The organism is Ectothiorhodospiraceae bacterium 2226, assembly GCA_013348725.1.
In the GTDB taxonomy this organism is placed as follows: Bacteria; Pseudomonadota; Gammaproteobacteria.
Genome location: CP054689.1, coordinates 1,780,919 through 1,806,351 on the forward strand (window position 1 = coordinate 1,780,919; position 25,433 = coordinate 1,806,351).

At 62.5% G+C, this 25,433-nt stretch carries 16 protein-coding genes and 2 pseudogenes; 8 read left to right on the top strand and 10 right to left on the bottom strand.

Annotated elements, in window-relative coordinates:
* The first annotated feature begins 119 nt into the window (after positions 1-119).
* A pseudogene (locus HUS23_08525) lies at positions 120-1,898 on the top strand (hypothetical protein).
* Between the two features lie 500 nt (positions 1,899-2,398).
* On the opposite strand, the gene HUS23_08530 reads toward HUS23_08525, so the two are convergent.
* A complete protein-coding gene (locus HUS23_08530; GenBank protein QKT03860.1) occupies positions 2,399-3,163 on the bottom strand; it encodes an IS3 family transposase in 765 nt (254 codons plus the stop codon).
* Positions 3,164-3,494: 331 nt separating this feature from the next.
* Positions 3,495-4,506, bottom strand: a pseudogene (locus HUS23_08535) (IS110 family transposase).
* A 222-nt stretch (positions 4,507-4,728) separates the two neighbouring features.
* Here HUS23_08535 and HUS23_08540 point away from each other — a divergent pair.
* The 5 genes from HUS23_08540 to HUS23_08560 all read left to right on the top strand — a co-directional run bounded on the left by HUS23_08540 (position 4,729) and on the right by HUS23_08560 (position 8,842).
* Positions 4,729-5,742, top strand: a complete 1,014-nt coding sequence (locus HUS23_08540; protein ID QKT03861.1) for a hypothetical protein — start codon at positions 4,729-4,731, stop codon at positions 5,740-5,742.
* A 10-nt stretch (positions 5,743-5,752) separates the two neighbouring features.
* Entirely contained in the window at positions 5,753-6,022 is a 270-nt protein-coding gene (locus HUS23_08545; GenBank protein ID QKT03862.1) for a hypothetical protein, read from the top strand.
* 379 nt (positions 6,023-6,401) lie between these two features.
* A complete protein-coding gene (locus HUS23_08550) occupies positions 6,402-6,884 on the top strand; it encodes a hypothetical protein (GenBank protein QKT03863.1) in 483 nt (160 codons plus the stop codon).
* Positions 6,885-7,298: 414 nt separating this feature from the next.
* Positions 7,299-7,556 (top strand): hypothetical protein, encoded by a 258-nt coding sequence (locus HUS23_08555; protein QKT03864.1) that lies wholly within the window; start codon positions 7,299-7,301, stop codon positions 7,554-7,556.
* 827 nt (positions 7,557-8,383) lie between these two features.
* Positions 8,384-8,842 carry a hypothetical protein gene (locus HUS23_08560; GenBank protein QKT03865.1) on the top strand — a complete coding sequence of 153 codons (459 nt, stop codon included), beginning with the start codon at positions 8,384-8,386 and terminating at the stop codon, positions 8,840-8,842.
* A 224-nt stretch (positions 8,843-9,066) separates the two neighbouring features.
* Here the strand turns inward: HUS23_08560 and HUS23_08565 are convergent, their stop codons facing one another.
* From HUS23_08565 to uvrA, 4 genes are all read right to left on the bottom strand, one after another.
* The gene (locus tag HUS23_08565; protein ID QKT03866.1) at positions 9,067-10,374 is read right to left on the bottom strand and encodes a glycosyltransferase family 4 protein; all 1,308 of its coding nucleotides are present in this window, start codon (positions 10,372-10,374) and stop codon (positions 9,067-9,069) included.
* A 293-nt stretch (positions 10,375-10,667) separates the two neighbouring features.
* Positions 10,668-11,780: a glycosyltransferase gene (locus HUS23_08570; GenBank protein ID QKT03867.1), complete on the bottom strand. Its 1,113-nt coding sequence runs from the start codon at positions 11,778-11,780 to the stop codon at positions 10,668-10,670.
* Positions 11,781-12,283: 503 nt separating this feature from the next.
* Positions 12,284-12,520 (bottom strand): hypothetical protein, encoded by a 237-nt coding sequence (locus tag HUS23_08575; protein QKT03868.1) that lies wholly within the window; start codon positions 12,518-12,520, stop codon positions 12,284-12,286.
* A 542-nt stretch (positions 12,521-13,062) separates the two neighbouring features.
* The gene (gene uvrA / locus HUS23_08580; protein ID QKT03869.1) at positions 13,063-18,558 is read right to left on the bottom strand and encodes an excinuclease ABC subunit UvrA; all 5,496 of its coding nucleotides are present in this window, start codon (positions 18,556-18,558) and stop codon (positions 13,063-13,065) included.
* Between the two features lie 399 nt (positions 18,559-18,957).
* Here uvrA and HUS23_08585 point away from each other — a divergent pair, with 399 nt between their 5' ends.
* Positions 18,958-19,755 carry an abortive infection family protein gene (locus HUS23_08585; GenBank protein ID QKT03870.1) on the top strand — a complete coding sequence of 266 codons (798 nt, stop codon included), beginning with the start codon at positions 18,958-18,960 and terminating at the stop codon, positions 19,753-19,755.
* 1,238 nt (positions 19,756-20,993) lie between these two features.
* Complete coding sequence (locus HUS23_08590) at positions 20,994-21,983, top strand: hypothetical protein (protein ID QKT03871.1); 990 nt, start codon at positions 20,994-20,996, stop codon at positions 21,981-21,983.
* A 196-nt stretch (positions 21,984-22,179) separates the two neighbouring features.
* Here HUS23_08590 and HUS23_08595 read toward each other — a convergent pair whose 3' ends face one another.
* The 4 genes from HUS23_08595 to HUS23_08610 all read right to left on the bottom strand — a co-directional run bounded on the left by HUS23_08595 (position 22,180) and on the right by HUS23_08610 (position 25,362).
* Positions 22,180-22,818: a DNA-binding protein gene (locus tag HUS23_08595; GenBank protein QKT03872.1), complete on the bottom strand. Its 639-nt coding sequence runs from the start codon at positions 22,816-22,818 to the stop codon at positions 22,180-22,182.
* A gap of 533 nt (positions 22,819-23,351) precedes the next feature.
* Entirely contained in the window at positions 23,352-24,044 is a 693-nt protein-coding gene (locus HUS23_08600) for a transposase (protein QKT03873.1), read from the bottom strand.
* Positions 24,045-24,172: 128 nt separating this feature from the next.
* Positions 24,173-25,036: an IS3 family transposase gene (locus tag HUS23_08605; protein QKT05018.1), complete on the bottom strand. Its 864-nt coding sequence runs from the start codon at positions 25,034-25,036 to the stop codon at positions 24,173-24,175.
* Complete coding sequence (locus HUS23_08610; GenBank protein ID QKT03874.1) at positions 25,033-25,362, bottom strand: transposase; 330 nt, start codon at positions 25,360-25,362, stop codon at positions 25,033-25,035. The genes HUS23_08605 and HUS23_08610 overlap by 4 nt, the downstream gene beginning before the upstream one ends.
* Positions 25,363-25,433: the final 71 nt, after the last annotated feature.

Below are 25,433 nucleotides of genomic sequence, written 5' to 3' on the forward strand. Positions count from 1 at the left end.
CCGGATCGGACTACTCGGTCTGATCAGCTTTTTGCATCGCTAAAGGCGACGAGCACGCGTACGAGGGGCATGCACATCGAGAGCTTGAGGGGTGTTGGGCTTCCTTCGTCAGCCCAACCTACGTGAACTGGGCCGGCGGCTTCGAGAGCATCGAGGCGGCGATGGACTACGCCTCCTCGGGCGGGATCCCCGCCACCAGCCTCACCCAGGGCGGCAGCGTCGTGATGGTGCGCATGGAGCACGTCTGGGTCGAGGCGGCGGTGGATTTTCTGCCCTCGCGCGCTGCCATCATGCGCGAGGCCGACACCTGGCTCGCGCTGGATGCGAGCTACAAGCAGTACGAATACCTGGAAGGGCTCGATGTGGCCGCCATCGCCAACCTCGACGGCGAGGCCTTGGCCGCGAGCTTCATGGCCAGCGGTGCCGTAGACGAGGCGGCCGGCTGGGTGCAGGGGCTGGACGCCTCCATTATCGAGGCCGCGCAGGAAGACGCCCGTCAGGCGCTGGAAGCCCATATCGAGCAAATGACCGACCCGACCGTGGGCGACGTCATTGGCGGTCGCAAGGTCATCATTCGCGAGGCGCCCGTGCTGCCCTCCGCCATGCCCTATGACCGCGTCGTCGATGGCGCCCGCTACGCCGCGCTGCCGGCCGCCCTGCAGCCCACCATCGCCTTCGGTCTCGGCGCCGACATCCTCGGCACGCCACTCGCCCAGGCCCAGTTCCCCTGGGCGCAACTCAACAACCGCAAGGTAACGCTCTCCTTCCGTCCCGCCACGCAGGCCGATGAGGATGCCCTGCACGCACTTCTGCCCGAAGGCGACATCACCGACATCAGCCAGCTGCCGAGCAGCATTCCCGCCTACCTCATCAAGGTCGTGCCCGAGCTAAAGGTCGAGGGCGAGACCGTTCTTGCAGGCGCAGCGATGAACCTCGGCGAGGAGCTGGCGTTCAGGTACAGCGTGCGCGACCCGATCCACGGCCTGCGCCATTACCCGAACAAGGTCGTCGCGGGCTCCTACCTGGCGGTGGCGGTGGTCGGCGGCGGGGTGGCAACGGGCAGTCTACAAGAGGTGCAGGCCCGCCTCGAAGCCACCGGCGGCGCGTTGGCCTCGACGGACGATACATTGCTCGCCGGGCTCACTCGCGAAGACCTACTGGGGGACATGTTCTACGCAGGACTTCTGGGGTACTTCGCGCAGTACCAAGCCCTGGGACGCCTCTCCGCCCTAAGCCAGAGCGCGCACTTCCAACTCGCAACCTCGGCGGGGACCTATGGCTACGTTCCCCAGGTGAGCTATTTCTTCGGCCTGCCCCGCGCAATCACACCGGGGGGAGTCGAGATGGACCTGGACAGGGTGGCACACTCCTCCAGTGTTGACGTCCAGGGCGCCGACGCATGGCGTCAGTTCAACTTCCAGCTCGGTGCACTGTCGTCAGCGCTGGAACACGCCGTGCCCGAGCAAATGTTCGTGACGCCCGAGAACCCCGGCGAGGCGGTCTCGGCGGTCAAGGCTCTGCAGATCGCCGCCCAAGGGGGTCAACGGGTTTATCATGTCAATCAGGCCAATCAGGCCGAGGCTCTCACGAACATCCGCCAGAACAGTCTGACCATGAGCGAAATCCGCGCAGCGTTGGCGGTGGGTAAGGAGGTGATCGTGCACACCGACCCAATCAGCGTCCCGGGGTGGAGCGGCGCGGGGTATGTGATCTTTGATGCGGAGACGGGAGCGGGGGCTTGGAAGCTTGGGGGTGGGGCGAACGGGGGAGTGCTGGTCGGCGGTGTCGCGATACTCGGCATTGGGCTCGTGGCGCTGATGGGGGCGGCCGCCGGCGTTCTTATATCGCCGATGCTGATTGCTTTAACAATTGCGTTGGCGCTGCATATCATCCTCCTAGAGATCGCATTTAACCCAGATCTGAAATGGACCGACGTGAAGTCTCAGGTATTGGCTATCACGGCCATTGTTGCTACGTTCTTTTTCGCACTGCCAGCCACCGTAAAGACGCTGGTGGGTTTGATAATAGCCGAGGTTTTGACGTTATGGTCACTGTGATCGTAAAAGTCATTCCCCACGTCTTGGTTCTACTGCTTGCGATTATCGCGTTGAACAACGCAGATGATTTTTCTGTGCCCGCGGCCGCAGTCGCGGGCTTGTTGATAGCCTGTATAATGGGGGCGGCGAAGGGAATGTCATCGTTCGTGACATACTCGTGGCCCTGGGTGTTAAGTTTGTTTTACTTTCTCGCAATCATTGGGTTCCTCGCTCTGCAGTTATTGACGCTAATGATTTATTCCTGAATTAAAAGAGCCATAATAAGCACGTGTAGGTTGGGGGTGACGAAGGAATCCCAACGTTGTTCCAGATCATGAGCTTCCCCCAATAAAACGGACGGTTTAATTGCTCGCGTACCGGGCTTCGTATTCTACCGGCGTCAGATACCTTAGCGAAGCGTGCCGGCGTTGCCGGTTGTAGAATACCTCGATGTACTCGAAGAGGCTTTGTTTGGCTTCTGCCCGCGTGTTGTAGTCCTCGTGGTGCACCAGTTCGTTCTTCAGGGAGCCGAAGAAGCTTTCGGCCACGGCGTTGTCGAGACATTCGCCCTTGCGGCTCATGCTGCAGCGCAGACCGTTCTCATGTAACTGCTGCTGGTACGCTGTCGAGGCATAGGTGCTGCCCTGGTCGGAGTGGACGATGAGGCTGTCGACCTTCTTTCGGCGCCACAGCGCCATCGTCAGGGCCTGCTGCACCAGTTCGGCGTCGTTGCGCTCGCCCATGGCCCAGCCGATCACCTGACGGGAGAACAGGTCCAGGAGGACAGCGAGGTAGAGCCAGCCCTCGCGGCTGGGGATGAAGGTGGTATCAGACACCCAGGCAGTGTCCGGCTGGCCGACCGTGAATTGTCGCTGTAGCAGGTCTGACGCGGCCTTGAGGGTGTACTTCGAATCCGTGGTGATGACGAACTTGCGGGCCATTCGGGATTGGATGTCCGCCGCCCTCATCAGGCGCGCCATGGCGACCAGGTCCGCGTAGATCTTCGGCGAGCCATAGAGTTGGCGGGGACGCTGATGATAGTGGGCAATCTTCTCAGCCCGCGTAGGTTGGGCTGACGAAGGAAGCCCAACGTTGTCCCTGTCTGCACCACTAAAGGAGAGGAGCACGCGTACGAGGGGTATGTATTCACATCGACAGCTTGAGGGGTGTTGGGCTTCCTTCGTCAGCCCATATATGGTCTCCTCCCCGCTTGCAAGATACCGTGTGTTTCAGACAGTGACAGGATTGCTTCCATATATCCGGCCTGTTGATGAGGAGATGTCTTCTCTGGCCTTGATGTGAGCTGCGCGTATCGTCCTCATCAACCTATCGGCTTGAATCAGCCTATGGGCATAGCAGGTTTTCAATACGCCGGTCTTACCTGTGATGTCATCACTTCACGTTATCTTCGCAATCGTCGGCAGGTTACCTCAAACTCAGTATCGTTATCGTATCCGCTCAGGCGGGGCAATATTTGGTGTCGTTCCGTAACAGCGCCCAGCCCATACGGGCCAGTTTGTTGGCCAGCGCGACGGCGGTTTTGTTGATGCCCCGTCGTTCGCACAGTCGGTTAATCCATTGACTCAATTTATCGTCCTTGGCCTTGGCGTGCAGCACCACACTGCGCGCGCCGTGGACTAGCAGGCTGCGTAAATAGCCGTCGCCCTTCTTGCTGATCCCCAGCAATACCTCCTTGCCGCCGCTGCTGTGCTGGCGCGGCACCAGACCCAGCGCCGCTGACACGTCGCGCCCCCGCCGGAAAGCCTTGCCATCGCCCACCTGGCCGACAAAGACGCTGGCCACGATCGGTCCGAATCCCGGCACGGCCTGCAAGCGCCTGCAACGCTCGTCCTGACGGCTGGTTTGCTCAATCTGACCAGTGTAGAAGTCAATGTGGCCCTCTAACTCGACAAGCTGGTCATAACCCCGCTTCAGGAGGCCGCGAAACAGGGTGCTCAGGCCGTTTTCAGCGTCTTCCAGCAACTGCGGCACAGCACGTCGTACCGAGGCCACCCTTGTTCATCACCAGTCCATACTCCGCCACCAACGCCCGCAGCTGGTTGCACAGGGCAGTGCGTTCCTTGATGCGCTGCGCCCGCAGGCGATGTAGCGCCTGGATGTCCTGTTGCTCGACGCTCTTGATGCTCACTGCGCGCATCGCCGGCCGGGTCGCGGCCTCCGCTATCGCCCGGGCATCGTTGTAGTCATTCTTGTTGCCCTGCACGTACGGCTTCACGAATTGCGGCGCAATCAGCTTTACCCGGTGACCCAACCGCTGCAGCTCACGTCCCCAATAATGAGCGCCGGCGCAGGCCTCCATCGCCACCCGGCAGGGCTCCAGGTGGGAAAAGTACTTCATGACCTCGCTTCGACGCAGCATCCGCTTGCCAACCTCGTGGTGTGAGGCATCAAAACACACCACATGGAACACGCTCTTTGCCAGGTCCAGCCCGACCGTTGTAATCTTCATGGCGGTCTCCTCTTCTTTCGTTTCGATGGTTGCTTAACATCTCCATCGTGGCGCACATGACGCCGGTTAGAAAGGGGAGGAGACCATCACATCAACCTACGTGAACTGCCCGAAGGCGACATCACCGACATCAGTCAGCTGCCGAGCAGCATCCCCGCCTACCTCATCAAGGTCGTGCCCGAGCTAAAGGTCGAGGGCGAGACGGTGCTCGCAGGTGCAGCCATGAACCTGGGCGAGGAGCTGGCGTTCAGGTACAGCGTGCGGGAGCCGATCCATGGTCTGCGCCACTATCCCAATAAGGTCGTGTCGGGCTCCTACCTCGCGGTGGCGGTGGTCGGCGGCGGGGTGGCAACGGGCAGCCTACGAGAGGCGCAGGCCCGCCTCGAAGCCACCGGCGGCGCGTTGGCCTCGACGGACGATACATTGCTCGCCGGGCTCACTCGCGAAGACCTACTGGGGGACATGTTCTACGCAGGACTACGTGAACTGTCCTCAGCCTTGGAACACGCCGTGCCCGAGCAGATGTTTGTGACGCCCGAGAACCCAGGCGAGGCGGTGTCGGCTGTCAAGGCTCTGCAAAAGGCTGCCGCGCAAGGCCAGCGCATCTACCACGTCACGCCCGCGAATCAGGATACCGCTCTTGCTGACCTGGGCCACAGCGCCCAGACCCTCAACGACATCCGCAGTGCGCTGGCGATGGGGCGGGAAGTGATTGTGCATACGGATCCCATCGAAGTATCCGGCTGGCACGGCTCGGGCTACGTGATCTTCGACCCGCAGGTCGGCGACGGCGCCTGGCGGATTGAAGGCGGTGCGTCCGGGTCGTGGATATATGCGTTAATCGGCGCGTTCTTCTCCGCAGTCTTAGATGGTCTGCTCGCGAAATACCGTTCGCCAACCTCGATGTTCGGCCCACGTGATGAGATCACGTTCTCTAGAGTGGTTAACTTCGCAGCCAAGGCTTTGACGGTGCTGGGATTTGCCTACGCCACCTTTTCAACTGTTGCGAGTGATGAGTTAGGAACGGATCAGAAGGTAATAACGATATTGGCGAATCTCGGAGCTGCAATAGGCATAATGAAAGCGACCTCTTGGATAATGGCCTCCGCTCTCGTGTTCCCAGTGTCGGTTCTAGTGGCCGCGGTTGTCGCAGTTGCTATCGCCGCAATTACGCTTGCCATTTTGACGGTTCTTGTCGCTAGCAAAGGGAACCGTGATCGTTACGCGTTCGGGTAGCAGGTATAGCATGCGCTTTTTCATCGCGATAGTATTCTTCCCCGCCGGCTTGTTAGTGGGCGCTGGCGTGTATGCCGCCGTAATCTGGCTCGGTCTGGTTGGCGCACACAACGCGCTGTATATCGCCGTCGCGTTGGTGGCCGCCTTCGTCACCAACATGCTCGAAGCGCGATTTCTGTGGGGTACACGATTGCCTGATGTTGACGACCTCAGCCTCTGTCCAGTGTCAATCGGTTGGTTCACAGGTTTCTCGTTACTTATGATGGTTGCTAACCATTGATGGTTCACAACGGATGGGCGCTACATCGAGAGCTTGAGGGCGTCGGGCTTCCTTCCTCAGCCCGCGTAGGTTGGGCTGACGAAAGGAAGCCCAACGTTGTTCCCGATCGCGGCGGATCGAACTACTAGGTATGATCAGCGTTTTGCATCGCTAAAGGCGACGAGCACGCGTACGAGGGGCATTCACATCGAGAGATTGAGGGGTGTTGGGCTTCCTTCGGCAGCCCAACCTACGTGAACTGACGAGTGAGACGGCGCAGGCAAGGATCCGCCAGGCGGCGGAGGGCTGGAAGGTACGCAGTGACTCTATGATGACACGCTATTGGTCGTTGGTGCTTCTTTGGTTCGCAATGTACGTCGCTCCGTACCTAGCCGTACTGATGGCGTTCATCGCCGTTTATGAGTGGCATGCCCTCGAGCGCGCGCTCGACGAGATGTTCTGGTCCATCCTTTTGTTTTTCGTGTTTCTCATCGCTACCGTCATCATCGCTCTTTCGATGAAGAGACTCACGCTGTCTCCGGCCACCTTGGTCGCAATGCTCGAGCAACACGGCTTCCGAGTGACTACCACAGGACGGCGATTGCAAGGACGCTCAAGTAGAGGCGTCGTCGTCGAAGCGCGCTTCGACCATCCAGTGTGGGATGCGTGGCCCATTCCGTCGCGCCGGATGCTCTCCGGCTCAACGGTCCGTTTTGTAGCGAGGAGACCATCGCCGACTTTCCCCTTCTTGTCCGACCCCAAGGTGGCGATTGAACAAACGGCGGGCGGATGCGCCGTGACCGTCACTGGAGGGACCTGGGAGGGCGAGGAGTATGCACGGCGCATCGCACACGTGCTCGAAGCATTGGATGAGCCCATGTAGGCGGCGGGTTGACGAAGGAAGCCCAACGATGTTCCCGATCACGTTCCATCAGATGGGCTTGCTCGGGCCCGGCAGCCTCTTGCAGCGAGCGCATGTGCGAGAGGCGTCCACGTCGAGAGCTTCAGGGGCGTCGGCCTTCCTTCGTCAGCCCAACCTACGTGAACTGAAAATCGTTGCATCGCACGGTCACCGGAGGACCATTCCCTGAGCCAGCATCATCAGGTAGATTCTAATGGCGCCCCTTTTGCATCGATAAGCGATATCGGTAGTGCCTGTCGGAATCATGAGAAGTACACGAGAGAAGATGCCGAATGGCGTGCATTCCGCGGCTATCGAGGGACGCTCATAAGAGCGGAGTGGGCCAGCGGGAACACGCAAGCGCTGGGCGCCGCACATGGAAGAAGGTTAACCGTCATGAACGCTCCCTTGATTCTGTCATTGCTTGTTTGCGTGACCACAGCGGCAATGGTTACGTTTGCATCAAAGGACCTACGCAACGTGGATGGCGCTGTATATGCGGTGTTTGCGGGGTTCGTGTCATTCCTGCTTGCGTTGTTGGTCAATGCGGCAGGTATCGAGTACTGGATGTTAGAGGAGATCGTAGTGACCGCTGCATACTCACTAGCGATGAAGGGTTGGTGGACTCGTGTGTACGTAAGAGAAGCCAAGTGAAGGGCTGGACAGGGAGTCTTGAGAGGGTGCTTGGCGCGAGCGTCGGCTTCGTGAGCGGCGTGGTTGCACAGCATGTCACTCGGTAGAGCTCTCCGGCTCGGAATCGCGTTCGGCATCGCCCTAGGATCGGGTAGGGCGGCGCGGTGGCTGGTCGAGGTCACTGGTTGTGAACTCAGGCCATGCTTCTTTGCGGCCTTGATCGGCATATACTTCTTCGTCGCGTTCCTGATCGTCTGGCCGTTCGACGAGAGCAAGAGCAAAGGTGCAGCGAGCCGGTGAGCGTGTGCTCCAGGTCTTAAGAGAAGTCGCGCCAGAAAGGCAGTGCATGTTCGCCAACCGCGTGCACGTCTTTGGCACAACAGGGCGGCGCCGGATGGGATTCGTATGGGCGAACGTGTGTGCCTTCTGCCTAGGAGCTAAGCTGGCCGGCCGACCGGCCACCCAAGCGTTGTGCCTTGTCGCGGGTTCCATCGGCGCGCAGGCTGCGGGGGACGCCCGGTGTTGATCGGGCCGCTGCTGTCGCCGCGCCTTCCGGCAGCCGTCGCATGGGGATGGCTGGCGGCGTGGACCGCCATGGTCGCGCTGACCTACGCCTCGTGGAGTGAGTTGTCGTTTGCTCTTAAGGTGGGTCTAACCGCGTTGGTAGCGGTGACTGTGCCGGACTTGCGCGACTTACGTCGTAGGGGGCAGAAACGTTAGCTACGTCCCTGTGCGGTTTTGCTGCGTCTTGATCAAATCAATGCGACGGCCCCGTTTCTTTAAGCGAAGGGCGCTAGCGTGAGGCATCGGGCGCGACCGTATCTCACCGATGGGAAACGGAGCAGCGAATGATCGAGGCTGCTATGGTGAAAGCCGACTTTCGTCGCCAGCGGCTTTTCTACCTGCTGGCGCTGGTCGGGGCAGCGCTATTGCTCCTACTTCTGGTCGAGCACCCTCCTTCGCTGTTCTACGCGCTGGAGGCAGTGCTATTGCTGCTAGGCACCGCCCAGTTGGGCCTCTATTGGAAGGGCGCGCGCTCCGACGTCTTCCTGTTGGCGCAAGACGGCCTCATTCACGTCCACATCCCCGCGCGGGCCCGGCGTCCGCGGTTCACCTTCTCGCGGGCGGCCGTCGAGCGTGTGGTCGCCGGCGCAGACGGGGCGCGCTTCGACGTGCTGCTAGAGGGCGGGGCGCGGGTCACGATCTCACCGGAGCGACTTCTCGGCTTCTCGTACGAAAGTGCGGTGCGCGACGCGACCGTCGCGTTCATGCGCGCACAATTCGGAGACCGCTACGTGCGGGAATAGGTCGGGGTGGCGCACTGCGGCCGCGGCGCATCTGGCCGCAGCACCATTCCCCTGAGGGGGCGCTGTATCAGGCGCTCAACACACCCCTGCGTCTGGCGCTACGCAAGCCGATCAATCGGGCCACGCGCGCTCACGGACTTCCGATGGCCTCGACAAGGTGCTCGATACGGTGCCCTAGCCCAGGGTGTACGACAATGAACGGCCGCGCCTGGATTCGGCGCCCATCACTCCAGGGGCACTCGCTCAGGCGCCGCGGTCGTACCCGGACCCTTCTTCGCCGTTTTGCCGCGCGAGTTCGATGATCCCACGCAGAGTAGGTATTTCTCCTCGACGAAGTCGGCGATGTGCGCGTAGGTGCGGTGGCGGCGGACAAACTGCTGACCCTTGGCGCCCATTTCTTCCGCCTCTTGCGGATGGTCCAATAGATACTCGATGGCTTGGGCGAACTCGTCCTCGTCGTAGCGCACGCACAGCCCACCGCCGCTCTGCTGGATGACCAGACGCTGCTCCGGATGATCGTTCGCAACGACCGGTCGTCCGAGCGCCATGTACTCCATGAGCTTGGTCGGCGATGTGGAGTTCAGAATCGGCGTCGGATAGAACGGGGAGACACATACTTTTGCCGTCGCCGTCAGGCGAAGCGCCTCGTCCTGCGGCAGACGCCCCGTGAACACCACGCGGTCCTCGAGCCCCATGCGTTTTGCCTCCTCTTCGAGCGCGTGCCGGTCCTCCGGCGCATCACCCTCTCCGATGAAGTACAACTTGACCTCCGGAACGGACCTAGCCACCCGTTCGAGCACACGCAGCAGAAACTCCAGGCGCCGCACGCGCACCAGCGTACCGAGATACACAATTCGGGGCTCCGCGCTCGCCGTGGCGCCGGCGGGCTGATCCGGAAACATCTCCAGCGAGATTCCCATCGGCACCGGGCTTACCTTCTTCGGATCGATGCCGTTCTGGCACACGTCGACCTTCATTTGCTCGCTTTGCACGAACACATGGTCGGCGACTGGAAGGATGATCCGATAAAGGAGCACTTTTTGTATCCATCCCCGCAGCAAGTAGAGCAAGGGATAGCGGGCCGTGCCGTCTCGCACCGCGTGGATGGATGCCTCGGGGTAGGGATAGGCTAGCCAGTACACGAAGCGGCTTCCCCGACGCCTCGCGGCCCACCAAGCAGGCAGGGCGGAAATAAACTTGTCCTTCACCTGGATGATGTCGTAATGCTGCGAACGAACGCGCCACAGCGTGCGCATATCGTGCAGAATCCCCTGGCAGTGTTTCATGAGCCGGGCAAAGCGTGACGTGCCCGAATTAGCCGGAGCGACCCACGCCGTTCCACCGCCCCATTGGGTACGCTGTGCGCGCTCACAAGGAGCTCCCGATTGCAGTATCCAGTCGATGGTGTGGCCGCGCGACGCTAGCTCGCGGCCGAAGAGAACGGAAACATCCACCCGGAACGGCGGGTACTTGTCCGCCGAGATAATCAGCAGTCGGAGTCCGTGCCTCTTGTCATCGCTTCCAATTTCCATGTCGTCCCTTTCACGTTATTCGCTGTGCCATCCTGTCGGGTTCATGGCCCGCGGCCGGGGGCCGCAAACTGCCTTGCGCCCTCGAAGTGCCGAGCGGGCCCGCGTCCGCCCCATTTCCGCGGCGGGAAGGCCAAGAACCCCATGCCATCATTCAGCGCAGTCGCTCGCTCCGGCGCGACAGCCTTCCGCGCGCGCGATCAAGACTGCTTGCGAGGGTGCGGCGATGTGCCGCACGGTCTTTGGCCAGGGCGCCTTGGCATCGTCGTTCTGCGCGCGGCCGCGTATCGCTTACATCACGCCTTGCTCGGCTCCCGCTGATAGATCTGCAACAACTCCTGCAACAACACGCCGACGGCATACTCGGCCTCGACCTTTTCCCGGTTCGCTGCGCCGAACCGCTGCCGGGCGGTGGGATCGGCAAGCAGCCGCTCGATCGCCGCGGCCAATTCGGAAGGCTCTCCCGGTGGCACGAGTAGGCCGTTTCTACCCTCTTCAACGAGATCCGGTATACCGCCTATGCGCGTCGAAACGACCGGGTGGCCCCACGCCATGCCCTGCACGAGGGCCAGCGGCAGCCCTTCCCGATGCGACGGCAAGACGACGATCGACGGCCTACCCAGGGCGTGTTCCAGCTCCTCCTGCGAGAGCCATCCCGCGACTTCCACCCGATCCGCTAGGCCCAGCGCGGACAGCTTCTCCCGTACTGCATCGAGTTCCCCGTCGCCGGCCAGGTACGCGTACCAGTCGTCCCGGTCGCGGAGGCGGTCCAACGCGTTCAACAGGTCCCAAATCCCCTTGCGCGCCCCCAGCCGCCCCATGAAGAGGATCTGCATCTTCTCCAGCCCGCCGTGGCGCACCGGTGCGGGTGGCAGCCTCGCCGGATTCCCCAGCACGTGTACGCCGCGCGAGTCGCCGCGTAGCCGAGCGTAGAAGTCGGCCCATTTGGGGCTTAGGGCCACCACTTCCGCCCGGGCGAGCGTGGCCCGTACGTAGCTCAGTGCCCATTTTGGGAGGTCCGCGGTGAACTCTTGAAAGCTCGAGGCCTGCATGTGGCACAGACTCCGGCGGCCGAACAGCCACGCCATCCACACGTATATGGACTTGCGGAAAAAACTCCCTTTCGCCGCCACCATCAGGTGCACCACATCCGGTCGCCACAGCGCCAAGTCGACGCTCACTCTCAGCGTCGCCCAGAGCGCGACCATCAAGCGATAGCCCAGGCTGCCTTCCGCGTGGCTGGCGCGGTAGCGCAGCGCGACGCGTTGATCAAGGCCCGCATCGCGATACAACTCATAGGCGGTGGCCATGCCGCCAGGGGTCTTCTGCGGATGGACGCCGATCATCAGAATCCTAAGCGGTACGGCTGGTGCAGCCGGTCGCTCGGCGAGCGTGACATTCTCGTTCATTATCTGCGTTCTCCCCGACGCTTACGCTTGCTTGTCTGTCTGCAAGGAATTGAACGACCCACCCGTCCCTGGGCTGGGGCCGACCGCCAGTGGACGCACGCAGCACGGCGGCTGCCGCAGCTATCCCTCGCGAACTCTTGACGACGACGATAGGCAGAGAATAGTCGAAATCTTCCGACTTTCTTCCTCTGGCATTAGGCGTGAGAACTCGCCGGGCGTTGCCAACGCGCGCGCTTTGTTCCGGAGCGGAGCCTGAACGTGTATGGCCGCGGCAGGAAACGTTTCTCTTCAGGAGACGCAGCCGGCGCGATGGCCGTCGGCGCCGTGGGTGGTCCATCACTCGTGTACGAGACATCCTTCCGCCCCGGTTCCTCGCCGGACTGGGGGAGGACGTATGACCATCGACCATGCGGGATGGAAATGCCGATCGTAGGCAGCGCCCGTGACGGCGCCGCTGTTCGCACGGGCGTCAGCCCGCGTCGCAGGCGCGGAATGGGCGCGGACTATCGCGTGTCGTGCGAGTCGCAGGCGTTGTTGACGCAGCGGCCGCTGAGAATGGAGAAGTAGCGCAGGTAGAAGCCGACCAGCACGGGCAGGGCGAGCACCCAGAACCAATCGAAGCCGCTCACCGAGCCGGGGTCCTCCCACCAGGCGACCGCCGTCACCACGGACTTGAACAGCAGCATGGCGAAGGCCATCCAGATGAGGAACCAGATGATGAGTTGGTTGCGGCGGGTCATGCGTCAAGTGTAATCGTCGATGCCACACCGCGCGCGCCTGCGCGCGGCCCTCTAACCCTCCCGCACGCGGGAGGGGGGACTCGTATGCGGCGGCGTTGCGCGCACGGAATCCTGAAAGCTCGTAGGGCGCACTAAGCGCAGCGCATTGCGCCGGCAGCGGGCCGGCTCTCGCACGAGCGAAAAGTGACATCCACTTATCGCATCGAACGCGCGTGGGGGTAGTCCTCCTCGGTGTCGTTCTACGCAGATGGCGCAATGCGCGGCGCTTATTGGATTGAACCCCCGTCACCCCGGTCCTCTCCCGAAGGGAGAGGGGGATGAAGCGTGCCCGCTACATCCGTTCAACGTACCAGAGCACAGCCTTGTAGGGCGCAATAAGCGCAGCGCATTGCGCCGGCAGCGGGTGGGGGTGCGCCGTGCGAGAAGTGACGTCCGCTCATCCCAGGATACGCGCGTGGGGGTATCCGAGTCCCCCGTGTCGTTCTACGCAGATGGCGCAATGCGCGGCGCTTATTGCGCCCTACGGGGCTACGGTACTGGCGTTAACGATGATGGCCAGCGAGGAACGCGGCCAGGGCCTGGGCGGTCTCGGTGCGGCGCTTGGCCACTACCTCCGGCGCGCCTTGCGCGACGACCTTGCCGCCGCCGCTGCCGCCTTCGGGGCCCATGTCGATGATCCAATCGGCCTCGGCGACGACGTCGAGGTTGTGCTCGATGAGCAGCACGCTGTTGCCGGCCTCCACCAAACGGTGCAGCACGCGAATGAGTTTCTCGACGTCCGCCATGTGCAGGCCGATGGTCGGCTCATCCAGCACGTACAGCACGTGCGGGCCCTTCGCCTGCACGCCCTCGCGGGCGCGGGCGAGCTCGGTGACGAGCTTGAGGCGTTGGGCCTCGCCGCCGGAGAGCGTGGGGCTGGGCTGGCCGAGGCGCAGGTAGCCGAGGCCGACGTCCTGCATGAGCGCGAGCGCGCGGTGGATGCGCGGGTGGGCGGTGAAGAGCTCCACGGCCTCCTCGACGCTGAGGTCCAGCAGCTCCGCGACGCTCTTGCCGCCCCAGGTCACCTCCAGGGTCTGCGGCTCGAAGCGCGCGCCGGCGCAGGCGTCGCAGGGCACCACCACGTCGGGCAGGAAGTTCATCTCCACGCGCACCGTGCCCTGGCCTTCGCACACCGGGCAGCGCCCGCCCTTGGTGTTGAACGAGAAGCGGCTCGCGGTGTAGCCGCGCAGGCGCGCCTCGGCGGTGTTGGCGAGCAGGCGGCGGATGGGGTCCCAGATGCCGACGTAGGTCGCGGGGCAGGAGCGCGGCGTCTTGCCGATGGGCGTCTGGTCCACCTCCAGTAGTTGCTCCACCGCCTCCCAGCCCTCGATGGCCTGGCAGCCCTCCAGATCCACCGCCTTGCGCCTACGGGGCGCGAGCAGCTTGCGCAGATTCGCGTGCAACACCTGGCGCACCAGCGTGCTCTTGCCCGAGCCGGACACGCCCGTCACGCACACCAGCCGCCCCAGCGGGATGCGCACGTCGATGCCGCGCAGGTTGTTGAGGTCCGCGCCGCGCACCACCAGCGCCGGGTCGGCGCGCCGCACCTTGCGCCGCGCCACCAGCGGGTGCGCGAGCGGGTGGGCGAGCATGCGCCCGGTGGGCGAGGCGGGGTTCTTGAGGATTTGCTTGAGCGTGCCCGCCGCGACCACCTCGCCGCCGCGCCGCCCCGCGCCGGGGCCCAGATCCACGATGTGTTCGGCGCGGCGGATGGTGTCCTCGTCGTGCTCCACCACCACCACGGTGTTGCCGCGCGTGCGCAGCGCGGCGAGCGCGTCCAGCAGGCGGCGGTTGTCGCGCGGGTGCAGGCCGATGGTGGGCTCGTCCAGGATGTAGCACACGCCCTGCAGGTTGGAGCCGAGCTGCGCGGCGAGGCGAATGCGCTGCGCCTCGCCGCCCGAGAGCGTGGGCGCGGCGCGCTCCAGGGCGAGGTAGTCGAGCCCCACCTGATCGAGAAAGCTCAGGCGCTCGCACAGCTCCGTCACCACGTCGCCCGCGATGGCCGCGGCGCGCCCGCGCAGGCGCAGCCGGCCGAAGGCCTGCGCCGCCTCGCGCACCGGCATGCGCGTGTACTCGGCGATGCTGCGGCCCTCGAAGCGCACCGCCAGCGCCTCGGGCTTGAGGCGCGTGCCGTGGCAGGCGGGGCAGGGCGCGTGCGCGTCCCCCTCTTCTGAACCGGACTCGTGCAACTCGGGTTCGCCGGTGTCGGGGTTCACGCCCTTGATGGCTAGCCCCGTGCCCAGACACCGCGGGCACCAGCCGCGCGGGGTGTTGAACGAGAACAGCCGCGGCTCCAGCTCCGGGAAGCCCGTGCCGCAGCCGGGGCAGGCGCGCGTGGTGGAGTAGGTGTCGTTCGTGCCGTGCGCGCCCTCGGTCAGCACCTGCACCGTGCCCTTGCCGTAGCCGAGCGCCGTGTCCAGCGCCGCGCGCAGCTCGGCCTCGCTCGCGGGCGTGAGCTTGAGCGTCGCCACCGGCAGCGCGATGTCGTGCGTGCGGTGGCGGTCCAGGCGCGGCCAGTCGGCGGTGGGCAGCGTCGCGCCGTCCACGCGCAGCGTCTCGAAGCCGCGCCCGTGCGCCCAGGCCGCCAGTTCCTTGTAGATGCCCTTGCGGCCCACCACCAGCGGCGCGAGCAGGGTCACGGTCTTGCCGCGGCGCGCGCGCAGCAGCCCGGCGGCGATGGCCTCCGGGCTTTGCGGCGCGATGGGGATGTCGCAGCCCGGGCAGTGCGGCACGCCGAGCTTTACGAACAGCAGGCGCAGGAAGTGGTAGATCTCGGTGAGCGTGGCCACCGTGGAGCGCAGCCCGCCGCGGCTGGTGCGCTGCTCGATGGCCACCGTGGGCGGGATGCCGTGCACCGCGTCCACGTCGGGGCGCGCCGAGGGCTGCACGAACTGGCGCGCGTAGGCGTTCAGCGATTCGAGGTAACGCCGCTGGCCCTCGCCGAACAGGATGTCGAACGCCACCGTGCTCTTGCCGCTGCCCGAGACGCCCGTGATGGCGGTGAGCTTGCCGCGCGGGATGTCGATGTCCACGCCCTTCAGGTTGTGCTCGCGCGCGTTGCGGATGCAGATGGCCGCGGGCGGCAGCGCGGGCCGCGCGCGCGTCACCGCCTCGCGCACGCCCGTGGGCGCCTCGGCGCGCTCGCGCAGCGCGCGGCCGGTGTGGGTGTCGCTGCGCGCCACGGCCGCGGGCGTGCCCACCGCCACCACCGCGCCGCCCGCATCCCCCGCCTCCGGGCCGAGGTCGATGAGCCAGTCGCTCGCGGCGATCACGTCCAGGTTGTGCTCCACCACCAGCAGCGAGTGGCCCGCGTCGATCAGCCGGTCGAAGGCGCCGAGCAGCGTGGCGATGTCCTCGAAGTGCAGCCCGCTGGTCGGCTCGTCCAGGATGAACAGCAGGCCCTGGTCGGTCTTGTCGGCCTTGCCCAGGTGCGCCGCGAGCTTGAGGCGCTGCGCCTCGCCGCCCGAGAGCGTGGGCACCGGCTGGCCCAGGCGCACGTAGCCCAGCCCCACCGCGCGCAGCGGCTCCAGCACGCGCTGCACCTCGGGCACCGCCGCGAAGAACGCGCAGGCGTCGTCCACCGTCAGCTCCAGCACCTCGGCCACCGAGCGCGGCGCCTCGCGCGTGCCGGGCGGCGCGAGCTTCACGTCCAACACCTCGGCGCGGTAGCGCGTGCCGCCGCAGTCGGGGCAGGGCAGGTACACGTCGCTCAAAAACTGCATCTCCACGTGCTCGAAGCCGCAGCCCCCGCAGGTGGGGCAGCGCCCGTTGCCCGCGTTGAAGCTGAAGGTGCCGGCGGTGTAGCCGCGCTCGCGCGCCAGGGGCTCTAAAGCGAACAGCTTGCGGATGGGGTCCAGCGCGCCCACGTAGCTCGCCGGGTTGGAGCGCGTGGTGCGCCCGATGGCGGACTGGTCCACCAGCACCACGTCGGCGATGTGCTCGTGGCCGGCGAGCGCCGCGTGCGCGCCCGGCGCCTCGGTGGGCTTGCCCTTGGCCTTGGCCAGCGCGCGGTACAGCACCTCGTGCACCAGCGTGCTCTTGCCCGAGCCGGACACGCCCGTCACGCACACCAGCCGCCCCAGCGGGATGCGCACGTCCACGCCCTTCAGGTTGTGCGCCGCCGCGCCCGTGAGCTCCAGCGCGATCGTGCCCGGCCCGCGCGCCTCGCGCCCCGCGCCCACCGCGCGCCGCCCCGAGAGGTAGGCGCCGGTCACCGAGTCCTTGCGCCGCGCCAGGCCCCCCGGCGTGCCGCTATATAGAAGGTGTCCGCCGCGCTCGCCCGCGCCGGGGCCGATGTCCACGATGCGGTCCGCCCCGCGCATGAGCTGCGCGTCGTGCTCCACCACCACCAGCGTGTTGCCCGCCGCCTTCAGGCGCTGCAGCACCCCGAGCACGCGCTTGAGGTCGCGCGCGTGCAGGCCGATGCTGGGCTCGTCCAGCACGAACAGCGTGTTCACCAGCGAGGTGCCGAGCGCCGTGGTCAGGTTGATGCGCTGCACCTCGCCGCCCGAGAGCGTGCGCGACTGGCGGTCCAGCGTGAGGTACCCGAGGCCCACCTCGCACAGATACGCCAACCGCCCGCGGATCTCCTTCAGCAGCATCTCGCTGGCCGCGTCCAGCGGCGCCGGCAGCGCTAGGCGCTCGAAGAAGCGCGCCGCGCGCGCCAGCGGCAGGCGCATCAGGTCGTAAATCCCGAGCCCCGGTAGCTCTTCCAGCACCGCGCGCGGGTAGGCCGCGTCGGCCGGCTGGTGGCGCTCAGCGGGCGGCAGCGCCTCCAGCGCCTCCGCGTGCTGCCCCAGGCGCCAGTGCAGCGCCTCGGGCTTCAGGCGCGCGCCCTCGCAGGCGGGGCACAGCGTGTAGGCGCGGTACTTGGAGAGCAGCACGCGGATGTGCATCTTGTAGCTCTTGCTCTCCAGCCAGTCGAAGAAGCGCTGCACGCCGTACCAGCGCCCGCTCTCGAAGTCGCCCTCGCCCTCCCATACCCAGCGGCGCTCGTCCTCGGTGAGTTCGCGCCAGGGCACGTCGGTGCGGATCTTGCGCCGCCGCGCGTAGCGCATCAGGTCGTCCTGCACCTCCGCGTAGCTCGCGGTCTGGAAGGTGCGCAGCGCGCCCTCGGCCAGGGTCTTGCCCTCGTCCGGCACCACCAGCCCCGGATCGATGCCCATCACCCGCCCGAAGCCGCGGCAGGTCTCGCACGCCCCCAGCGGTGAGTTGAACGAAAACAGCCCCGGCGTCGGCTCGCGGTAGTGGATGTCGCACACCGGGCAGTGCAGGTCCGCCGAGTAGGGCCAGGGCCGCTGCGCCGCCTCCTTGCCCACCAGCGGCCAGATGTCCACCCGCCCGCGCCCGTGCGCGAAGGCCTGCTCCACCGCCTCGGCCAGGCGGTCGCGGTTCTCGTCCGCGAGGCGAACACGGTCCTGCACCACGTCCAGGCGCTCCGCGCTCTCGCGGTGCACGCGCGTGTAGCCCTGCTGGGCCAGCAGCTCGGTCACCTCCGCCGCGCTCATCGCCTGGGGCAGCGCGAGCGGAAAGGTCACCAGCACGCGCTCGGCCCCCAGCGCCCGCGCCCGCGCCAACAGGTCCGCCGCCACGCTCTGCGGCGTATCGCGCACCACCGCCTGCCCGCAGCCCCGGCAGTGCAGCCGCGTGGCCCGCGCGTACAAGAGCTTCAGGTGGTCGTTCAGCTCCGTCATGGTGCCCACCGTGGAGCGCGAGGTACGCACCGGGTTCACCTGATCGATAGCGATCGCCGGCGGTATGCCCTCGATCGCGTCCACGCGCGGCTTGTCCATGCGCTCCAAGAACTGGCGCGCATAGGGCGAGAAGGTCTCCACGTAGCGCCGCTGCCCCTCCGCGTACAGCGTGTCGAAGGCCAGCGACGACTTGCCCGCCCCGCTCACCCCGGTGATCACGATCAGCTCACCGAGCGGCAGGTCCAGGTCGAAGCCTTTCAGGTTGTTCTGGCGCGCTCCGCGCAGGCGGATGCGGGTTGGGGGCATGGGGGCCTCGGTTCAGTGGGTTGCTGGACGGCGGTTGTTGCGCGTGCGCGGGGGGAATTGTAGCGGGTGGCGCTAGTTTGAGTGCCTCACGCAGCAAACGAGGTGCAGGCTCCGCCCGCACGTGGGTGGGTGTGGAGCGGGGGGCTCGGCGACCTAGCAGCCCCGCGGGGCGCTGCCCCCTCGCGGCTCCGTTCCTTCCCCTTCTCGACCCCGGCGCCGCCATGCGGTACGGTAGGTTCAGTCGGCTGTGCCGACACCAAACAACCATAAGTTCGGGCGATCCAACTCGGTTCCACCATTCCGCGGAGGCCCGCCCCAGACGCCGCGCCGTTCAGTACCGCGCTGACCGGCAGCATTACCCTTTCACCGCCTGTTACCAGTATGGTGGCGAAATCGTGTTTGAACCCGGGATTATTTGGTCTAGTAACTGTCGGGCGTGAAAACGAAATGCACCCATTGCCAAGAAATCTGGTCGACCGGTTCGCGGAATCTTTTGCTGGAAATCGCGTTGGTTTTTCTGCGAAAGAGATCACGAATTACTTCACGCGGTATTCCAATTTAGTGAAGCCATATGACCATTACGGTATGAATCCAACGAGGAAGCAGCTATTTATTGAAAGCGCATACTCGCTAAATCCAAAACAGCAATACTACGCTTTAAATGACCTTACTTGGGACGAAAAACCGTCCCGGTATGACTACCCGAATAACGAATCTCGCATCGAATTGCGTCAGCAATTACATACCTTCATTTCTCCAGATCCGGTAGGAATCAGGTTTTCTCAAATCAGAGAAACGGCGTTCCGTGAGGATTGGGCTACCTGCATTACTAGGTTGCAACATGATCCAGCCTCAGCAATAACGGCCGCTAGAACTCTTCTAGAAACGCTATTAAAAACAATAGTTACCGAGCGTGGGTCAGTCCCCGACGGATCTGGTGATCTCGGTCGGCTGATGAAGCAAGCTCAAGACGCAGTAGGCTTTGACCGGGGGCAGGAGCAACCAACACATCAAATAATTAGCGGGTTGGTTAGCGTCGTCAATGGCTTGGCCACCATTAGCAACAAAGCGGGCGATCGTCATGGGTTGGTTGCAGGGCAAAGCATTGATGATCCCGGTTTAGCTCAATTGGCGGTGCATGCAGCGGGAACGGTTGGCGTCGCGTTTATTGAGCTTCATTTACTGGGTGCGGCGTGAAGTCACGCCCGACCAGGCCCTCCAGCGGACGCAGTCGCTAACGCGTCTGCTCCGCTGAAGACAACGCTAGATCTACCGAAAGTGCACTCCGAGTCTTTCTACTGGAAGGAGCCACTACTTCAAGCGGCCGAGTACTTGCGCCGCTTCCGGATTACGGAGCAAACGCGTGAGTCCACTTTCGTGCGTCTTGAGAAGGAGCTTTTCTTAGGCTTCTACTCAGTACGGCGGGCGCTTGAGTCCATCACCATATCGGACAAGACTCGGAACCTCGTCTACCCATTAATTTGGCACCCCGCGATCAGAGCCGTTGATGCGTGGAACAGCCATAGAGTCGAGAAGAACTACGACCTCGAACAGTCGCATCGAGAGATCAGAGACATCGGGTTCATCTGCAATCAATTCATTCATAGTCTCGCGTTCGCTCCGGTCGCGGGGGGCTGCGATAAGCTTGCAGGATTCTATGTTGCATCCGATCGAGCGAGCCGGAAGCGCTGCTACTTCGTAACCATTGAACATGTCATCAGTATCTTTCGCACAGTGGGTCGCGATTATCCCTCCTCGATGAGGATGAGACGGGACCGTTTAACAGGAGCACCGGACGTCTCGGCATGGTAAACAAACCAAAAAATCCAAGCGGACTCCGGGGGGAAACTCCAGGGCGTCCTAAAGGTAGATCGGCCCGCAGCCGCTCGATGTATCGTTAGCCTATGCAAAGCGCACGAGCAAGCGATTTATACGAGCGATACAAGACTCTGCTTCCGCGGACAAAGGATCTGACGCTCGTTCTGCTGAAAGGGCATCTACTCATAGAGGAGCAGCTAATCGCCTTCATTAGGGTCAGCTGCGAGCGCCCAAGCGAGCTAGAAGGCTTACGGCTTAACTTCGCGCAAAAAGTGGGGCTAGCCCGCGCATTGGGTGCGCACTCACTGCCTGCGCATGTCTGGCAGTTTACAAAGAGCATCAATGCACTTCGGAATAAAATGGCTCACGCGCTAGAAGTGCCAAATATTTCCGCAGATGTTGATGCGGTACTGAAGAGTTACTACCAAGAGGAGTTCGAGCCTCTAGAAAGCCAACAAAGACGGTCAACCATCCTTCGTCAAACCATTGGTATCACATGTGCGCTCATATCCGGGTACACGAGAGAGCGCGCACGTACGAAATCATATGCGAAGGCGGAAAAAGTTCGATTTGGCGGACGCTCTTGAATCGCGCTTTGAAGCGGACAGGAAGTGTGGATGAGCATAGATCTGTTTCTAAGGTGTAAGCGTTCTCCTAGGATAGGAGAAATTGAAAGAGTCATCCTTCCTCTCGGGTGGGTTAAGCAACAACATTGCTCTGATCGTGAAGAGCGTATCTATCGGTGGTTTCATACCGAAAATTACGAATCTATTAGAGGGTGTTGGCTGTTTATTCGGAGGGCGGGCGAATCGGACCCAAAGTTCACTAAGCTCGTATTTCATGCTTATTCAAATGCGGGCAGGAGTCATGAAGACTACGCTGCGCAGAATGGCGTCATAAAGGCGCTCCGGAAGGCATTCGGTGGCGGTATCTACAACCCTCAGGAAGGAAAGCAATCATATTTGGTGAACGACATTCCCAAGCTCTCCCCGGCGGAAAAAGCTTGCGGATTTAAATATATCGATTTCCAGCACAATCTTAACAGAGCGTCGTTGGCGCTGTCTGATATATCGGAGAAGCTGGGCTGGGATCCAACTCTGAATATTGGGCTTATAAGGAACAATACGCTCCTCCCATTCGTAGTGGCTAGCTTGGAATCATTTTTTAAAGAATTTTTCATTGCGTACGTAGAGACACATCCAAATGTTCAAGAAAAGATTTATGAAAAGAAAAGCAAAATTGAATATGCTGAGCTTAAAAAGCTGTTAAGCGGTGAAAAAACGATAGCGCAGCATGAAGCAGACAATTATACATTTCAGAATCTTTACTCCGCCAGTAATGCGTACAAGACCTATGTCGGGGTAGATATCTTTAAGGTCCTAGACAGAAGAAAAAAATCTGGCACTAAAGTGCGAGTGGTAAGGGACGTAATAATGGAAATGCTGGATCTGCGGCATCGGATCATCCATGCGGCGCACCTCGAGACTAGCTTAGATAGAGAAAGGATGCTGATCTACATTTCTTATACTAGGAAGGCTGGTCAGTTGTTTGTTGATGCCTTCTTGAGCGAACGACAGTTCAGGATAGATTTAGATGAATGGGTCTAGAAATCGCGAACAGTCGTGTAAAAACGAGAAAAAAGCAGACGCTACCCTTTTCCTCTAGCGTAGGTCGGTGAGAACCGGGCAGCTGCCGTGTCGAGGCTAGCCTAATTGAGCATGAGCCTTTGACTTCACGCGTAAGTGTGAGGCAGCCATAAGAGAACAGGCCAGCCCGAATCAAAGAGAACAGGCCGGCCCGAATTTATTCGGCTCTCTCTGCTTTTCGAGTAGCGGTGCGTTTCTTTACCGCCCTTGAGTCAGGCGCGTTCGTTGTCTTGACAACTGCGGCAGCCAACTTTTTGGCTTTTTTGGCTCCAATGATATTGAGCGCCAACCGTTCCTGCCGTAGCTGTTGAAGCTCAAAATTCAGCTTGAATGCTGCGGCCGATACCTCCTTCAACGGTCTGAGCAGAAGGTCCTTCTTCATTACCGCTGTCTTGGTGTATGTCTCTGCCCAATCGACAACCTCGACCAAGTGCCAGAGCGCTACTGCCTCGCTGGCATGTACAGGCCTCGGAAACTCTGCTTTTGACAAGACATATTTGCGCACCATTTGGCGTGACACTCCAAGCACGTCAGCAATCTCCCCCATGCCGACAAGGTCGGGACTTACTTCAGCAATGTTCGCTTGGGGAATTGCCTTCCTGACATCTTCAATGGCAGAACCGATCGCCTCGACTGCGTCGGAAGCTTCCCGGTCAAACGCAAGAGAAATCAGGCCGATTTGGCCAACTCCTATCAGCGCATCACTGCACCCAGCCTCATACAATGCATCCAGAAACTGCTCTGGGTTCTTTCCGGGTTTCGGAAGCGAGAAGGTGATCGTAAATTGATAGTTCATTTCTCTTCGCCTCTATTGGCGTGAAGGCACCCGTCGACGACGCGGCACATCTGCTTGGCGAAACTCGAAGGGTTCTTGGGGGTCGACCAGATCGACAGCTGGCAAAAGGTCCCGCAGCGACAAGCGGAATCATTTCTGGGGCATCGAAGGATGCCCCAGGCATGCCCCCGGCGTTTGGTGAATTTCCATCCCACCGACTCTGCGTGCTGCACGGCGCGCTCGATGTCCTTGTCTGGATGCTTCGGCCTCAACGCGCTTTCCTCCAGACTAGGTGGCGCCTACAGGGGTTGTCAAATGACAACTCATTCTAGCCTGCTAGGGCCACCTCGCTCAACCCCGGCGGCGCAATACGGGATATCTCGCTGCCCAGTCAATAGGTTAGGCAGGCGGAATAATCGGGGACAGACCCTGAGGTTTCCCCACATCTTTTCGCTTCTAAGCCGCGTTAACAAGCAGATTCCGTAACCGGCGCGCTGCATCCGGGATCTCATAATCGGGGACACATAATCGGGGACAGACCCCGGTTTTTCCTTCTACGCCCCTTCCTTCCTCGGCCGCCCTGGCTTTCCCGGGGCGACGCGCCGCTTCACCATCCGGGCGATCTCTGCTTTGAACTGCTCGTTGCCGAGCACGTAGCCGCTGTTTGTGGCGGCGCGGATCTGGTCGATTAGCGTCGGCTCCATGTGGGCGCGGAACAGCTCTCGGTAGGCCGCCAAGCGCCTCGGCTTGGTTCTGCCAAGGCGCGTGTAGTCGGGGTGCGGGGAGATGAGGGGGGAGGGCTCTCCCTGGCCATTGGTCCGATAGCTGGACCACGGATAGTCGGCGGGATGATCGACCATGCAGGCCCGGACCGGGTTGAGCTCGATGTAGCGTTGGCAGGTCAGCAGGTATTGATCACTCTGGGCGAGACAGGAGCGGAAGCGGCCTTCCCACAGGGTGCCGCTGCGCCGATAGGTCCGATTGACGTACTGGACGTAACGCTGCCCCAGGTGCTTCATCAGCAGCGCGACGCTGTCGGCCCGCTCGGGCGTTAGCAGCAGGTGTACGTGGTTGGTCATGAGGACGTAGGCGTGGACCTGGCAACCCTGCTTCAGAGCCTGCTCCTTCAGCACGTCCAGATAGACGCGGTAATCGGCGTCGGCGTAGAAGCAGGGCGTGCGGTTGTTTCCCCGCTGGATGATGTGCCAGGGGATGCCTGGTATGGCGATTCGGGCTTGACGGGGCATTGAGTGCCCTCTTGTCGTTCGGGTTGCGTACGAAATCCTACCAGAGGCGGTACCCGTTTGGGCGCGCGAGCGCGGTGAACGATCGGAAACCGGGGTCTGAGCTAACCCGGATTCCTCGGACAGGTTAATTAAGCATTTCGCCATTCGCCATCAACTTCCTCCGGCGTGCGATAGCCCAGAGTCTGGTGCAATCGCTGCCGGTTATAGTACACCTCGATGTAGTCGAAGATCGCGGCCTTGGCATAGTCCCGCGTCGGGAAGTCGCGGTGGTGCACGAGCTCGTTCTTTAGGCTCGAGAAGAAACTCTCCGCGACCGCATTGTCGTAAGCGCTCTTGCGACCACTCATGCTGGGAAGGGCGCCCGCTGCTTGTAAGCGATCCCGATACATAGCGGCGCTGTAGGTGGCTCCGCGGTCCGTGTGGTGGATGAGGCCCGGTGGGGGCGCCCGGTGCGCGAGCGCCATGTTCAACGCAGCTAGAGCGAGATCTTTGTCCGGACGCGTTCCCATCGCCCAGCCCACCACTTTGCGGGAGTAGAGGTCGAGCAGCACCGCGAGGTTGAGCCACCCCTCCCGGGTGCGGATGAAGGTGATATCCCCGACCCACGCACGATTGGGCGCCGACGCGAGGAAACGACGCTCCAGTCTATCGGGCGCCGCCAGAGGTGTCTGGTGGTGCTCGATGATCACCCGAAAGCGGCGCTTGCGGTTGGCTTCGATGCCATCGCGCTTCCTCAGCCGCGCCACACGGTGCTTGCCACAGGGGACGCCTTCGCGGCGTAGAACATGCCAAGTCTTGAGCGCGCCGCACGCCTGTCGGTGTTCACGGTGGATGCGGCGGATCTCGATCAGGAGGGCGGCATCAGACTGCGCGCGGGCGCTAGTCCCGCGCCCCTGCCAAGCATAAAAGCCGCTGCGCGAGACCTGTAGGGCACGGCACAATGAGGCCAAGGAGTACTGCGAGCGCGACACTGCGATGTAGGCGTACTTCACGTCAGATCCTTCGCGAAGTACGCCGCAGCTTTTTTTAAGATGTCGCGCTCCTCGGTGACCCGCTTGAGCTCTCGGCGCAGGCGTTCGATTTCGCTCTGCTCGTCAAGGGGCTTGCGGCCTGGTCCACGGAAAGCGCGATCTGTTCCAGCGACGTCGAGCTGCTCCCTCCATTTATAAAGCTGGTTGCGCGCGACTCCCAGTTCCAGCGCGAGCTGGGTCGCTGGCTTCTGGCCAAGCTCCAATAGGCGTACTGCTTCGAGCTTGAACTCTTTCGTATACCGGGTGCGCAGGCGCTCCGGATTCACCTTATTCTTCTTCGTTCCCATCGGACACCTCCTGAGGTATTGTCTACCTTCAAAAGTGTCCGAGAAAAGCGGGTTAGCTCAGTCTGTCCCCG

Excerpts from the sequence above, each read along its gene's own strand:
- HUS23_08610 (QKT03874.1), bottom strand. The coding sequence starts at position 25,362 with ATGGGAACGAAGAAGAATAAGGTGAATCCGGAGCGCCTGCGCACCCGG.
- HUS23_08595 (QKT03872.1), bottom strand. The coding sequence starts at position 22,818 with ATGAACTATCAATTTACGATCACCTTCTCGCTTCCGAAACCCGGAAAG.
- HUS23_08550 (QKT03863.1), top strand. The coding sequence starts at position 6,402 with ATGGCGTTCATCGCCGTTTATGAGTGGCATGCCCTCGAGCGCGCGCTC.
- HUS23_08540 (QKT03861.1), top strand. The coding sequence starts at position 4,729 with ATGAACCTGGGCGAGGAGCTGGCGTTCAGGTACAGCGTGCGGGAGCCG.
- HUS23_08570 (QKT03867.1), bottom strand. The coding sequence starts at position 11,780 with ATGAACGAGAATGTCACGCTCGCCGAGCGACCGGCTGCACCAGCCGTA.
- HUS23_08545 (QKT03862.1), top strand. The coding sequence starts at position 5,753 with ATGCGCTTTTTCATCGCGATAGTATTCTTCCCCGCCGGCTTGTTAGTG.
- uvrA (QKT03869.1), bottom strand. The coding sequence starts at position 18,558 with ATGCCCCCAACCCGCATCCGCCTGCGCGGAGCGCGCCAGAACAACCTG.
- HUS23_08560 (QKT03865.1), top strand. The coding sequence starts at position 8,384 with ATGATCGAGGCTGCTATGGTGAAAGCCGACTTTCGTCGCCAGCGGCTT.
- HUS23_08555 (QKT03864.1), top strand. The coding sequence starts at position 7,299 with ATGAACGCTCCCTTGATTCTGTCATTGCTTGTTTGCGTGACCACAGCG.
- HUS23_08600 (QKT03873.1), bottom strand. The coding sequence starts at position 24,044 with ATGCCCCGTCAAGCCCGAATCGCCATACCAGGCATCCCCTGGCACATC.
- HUS23_08575 (QKT03868.1), bottom strand. The coding sequence starts at position 12,520 with ATGACCCGCCGCAACCAACTCATCATCTGGTTCCTCATCTGGATGGCC.
- HUS23_08590 (QKT03871.1), top strand. The coding sequence starts at position 20,994 with ATGAGCATAGATCTGTTTCTAAGGTGTAAGCGTTCTCCTAGGATAGGA.
- HUS23_08565 (QKT03866.1), bottom strand. The coding sequence starts at position 10,374 with ATGGAAATTGGAAGCGATGACAAGAGGCACGGACTCCGACTGCTGATT.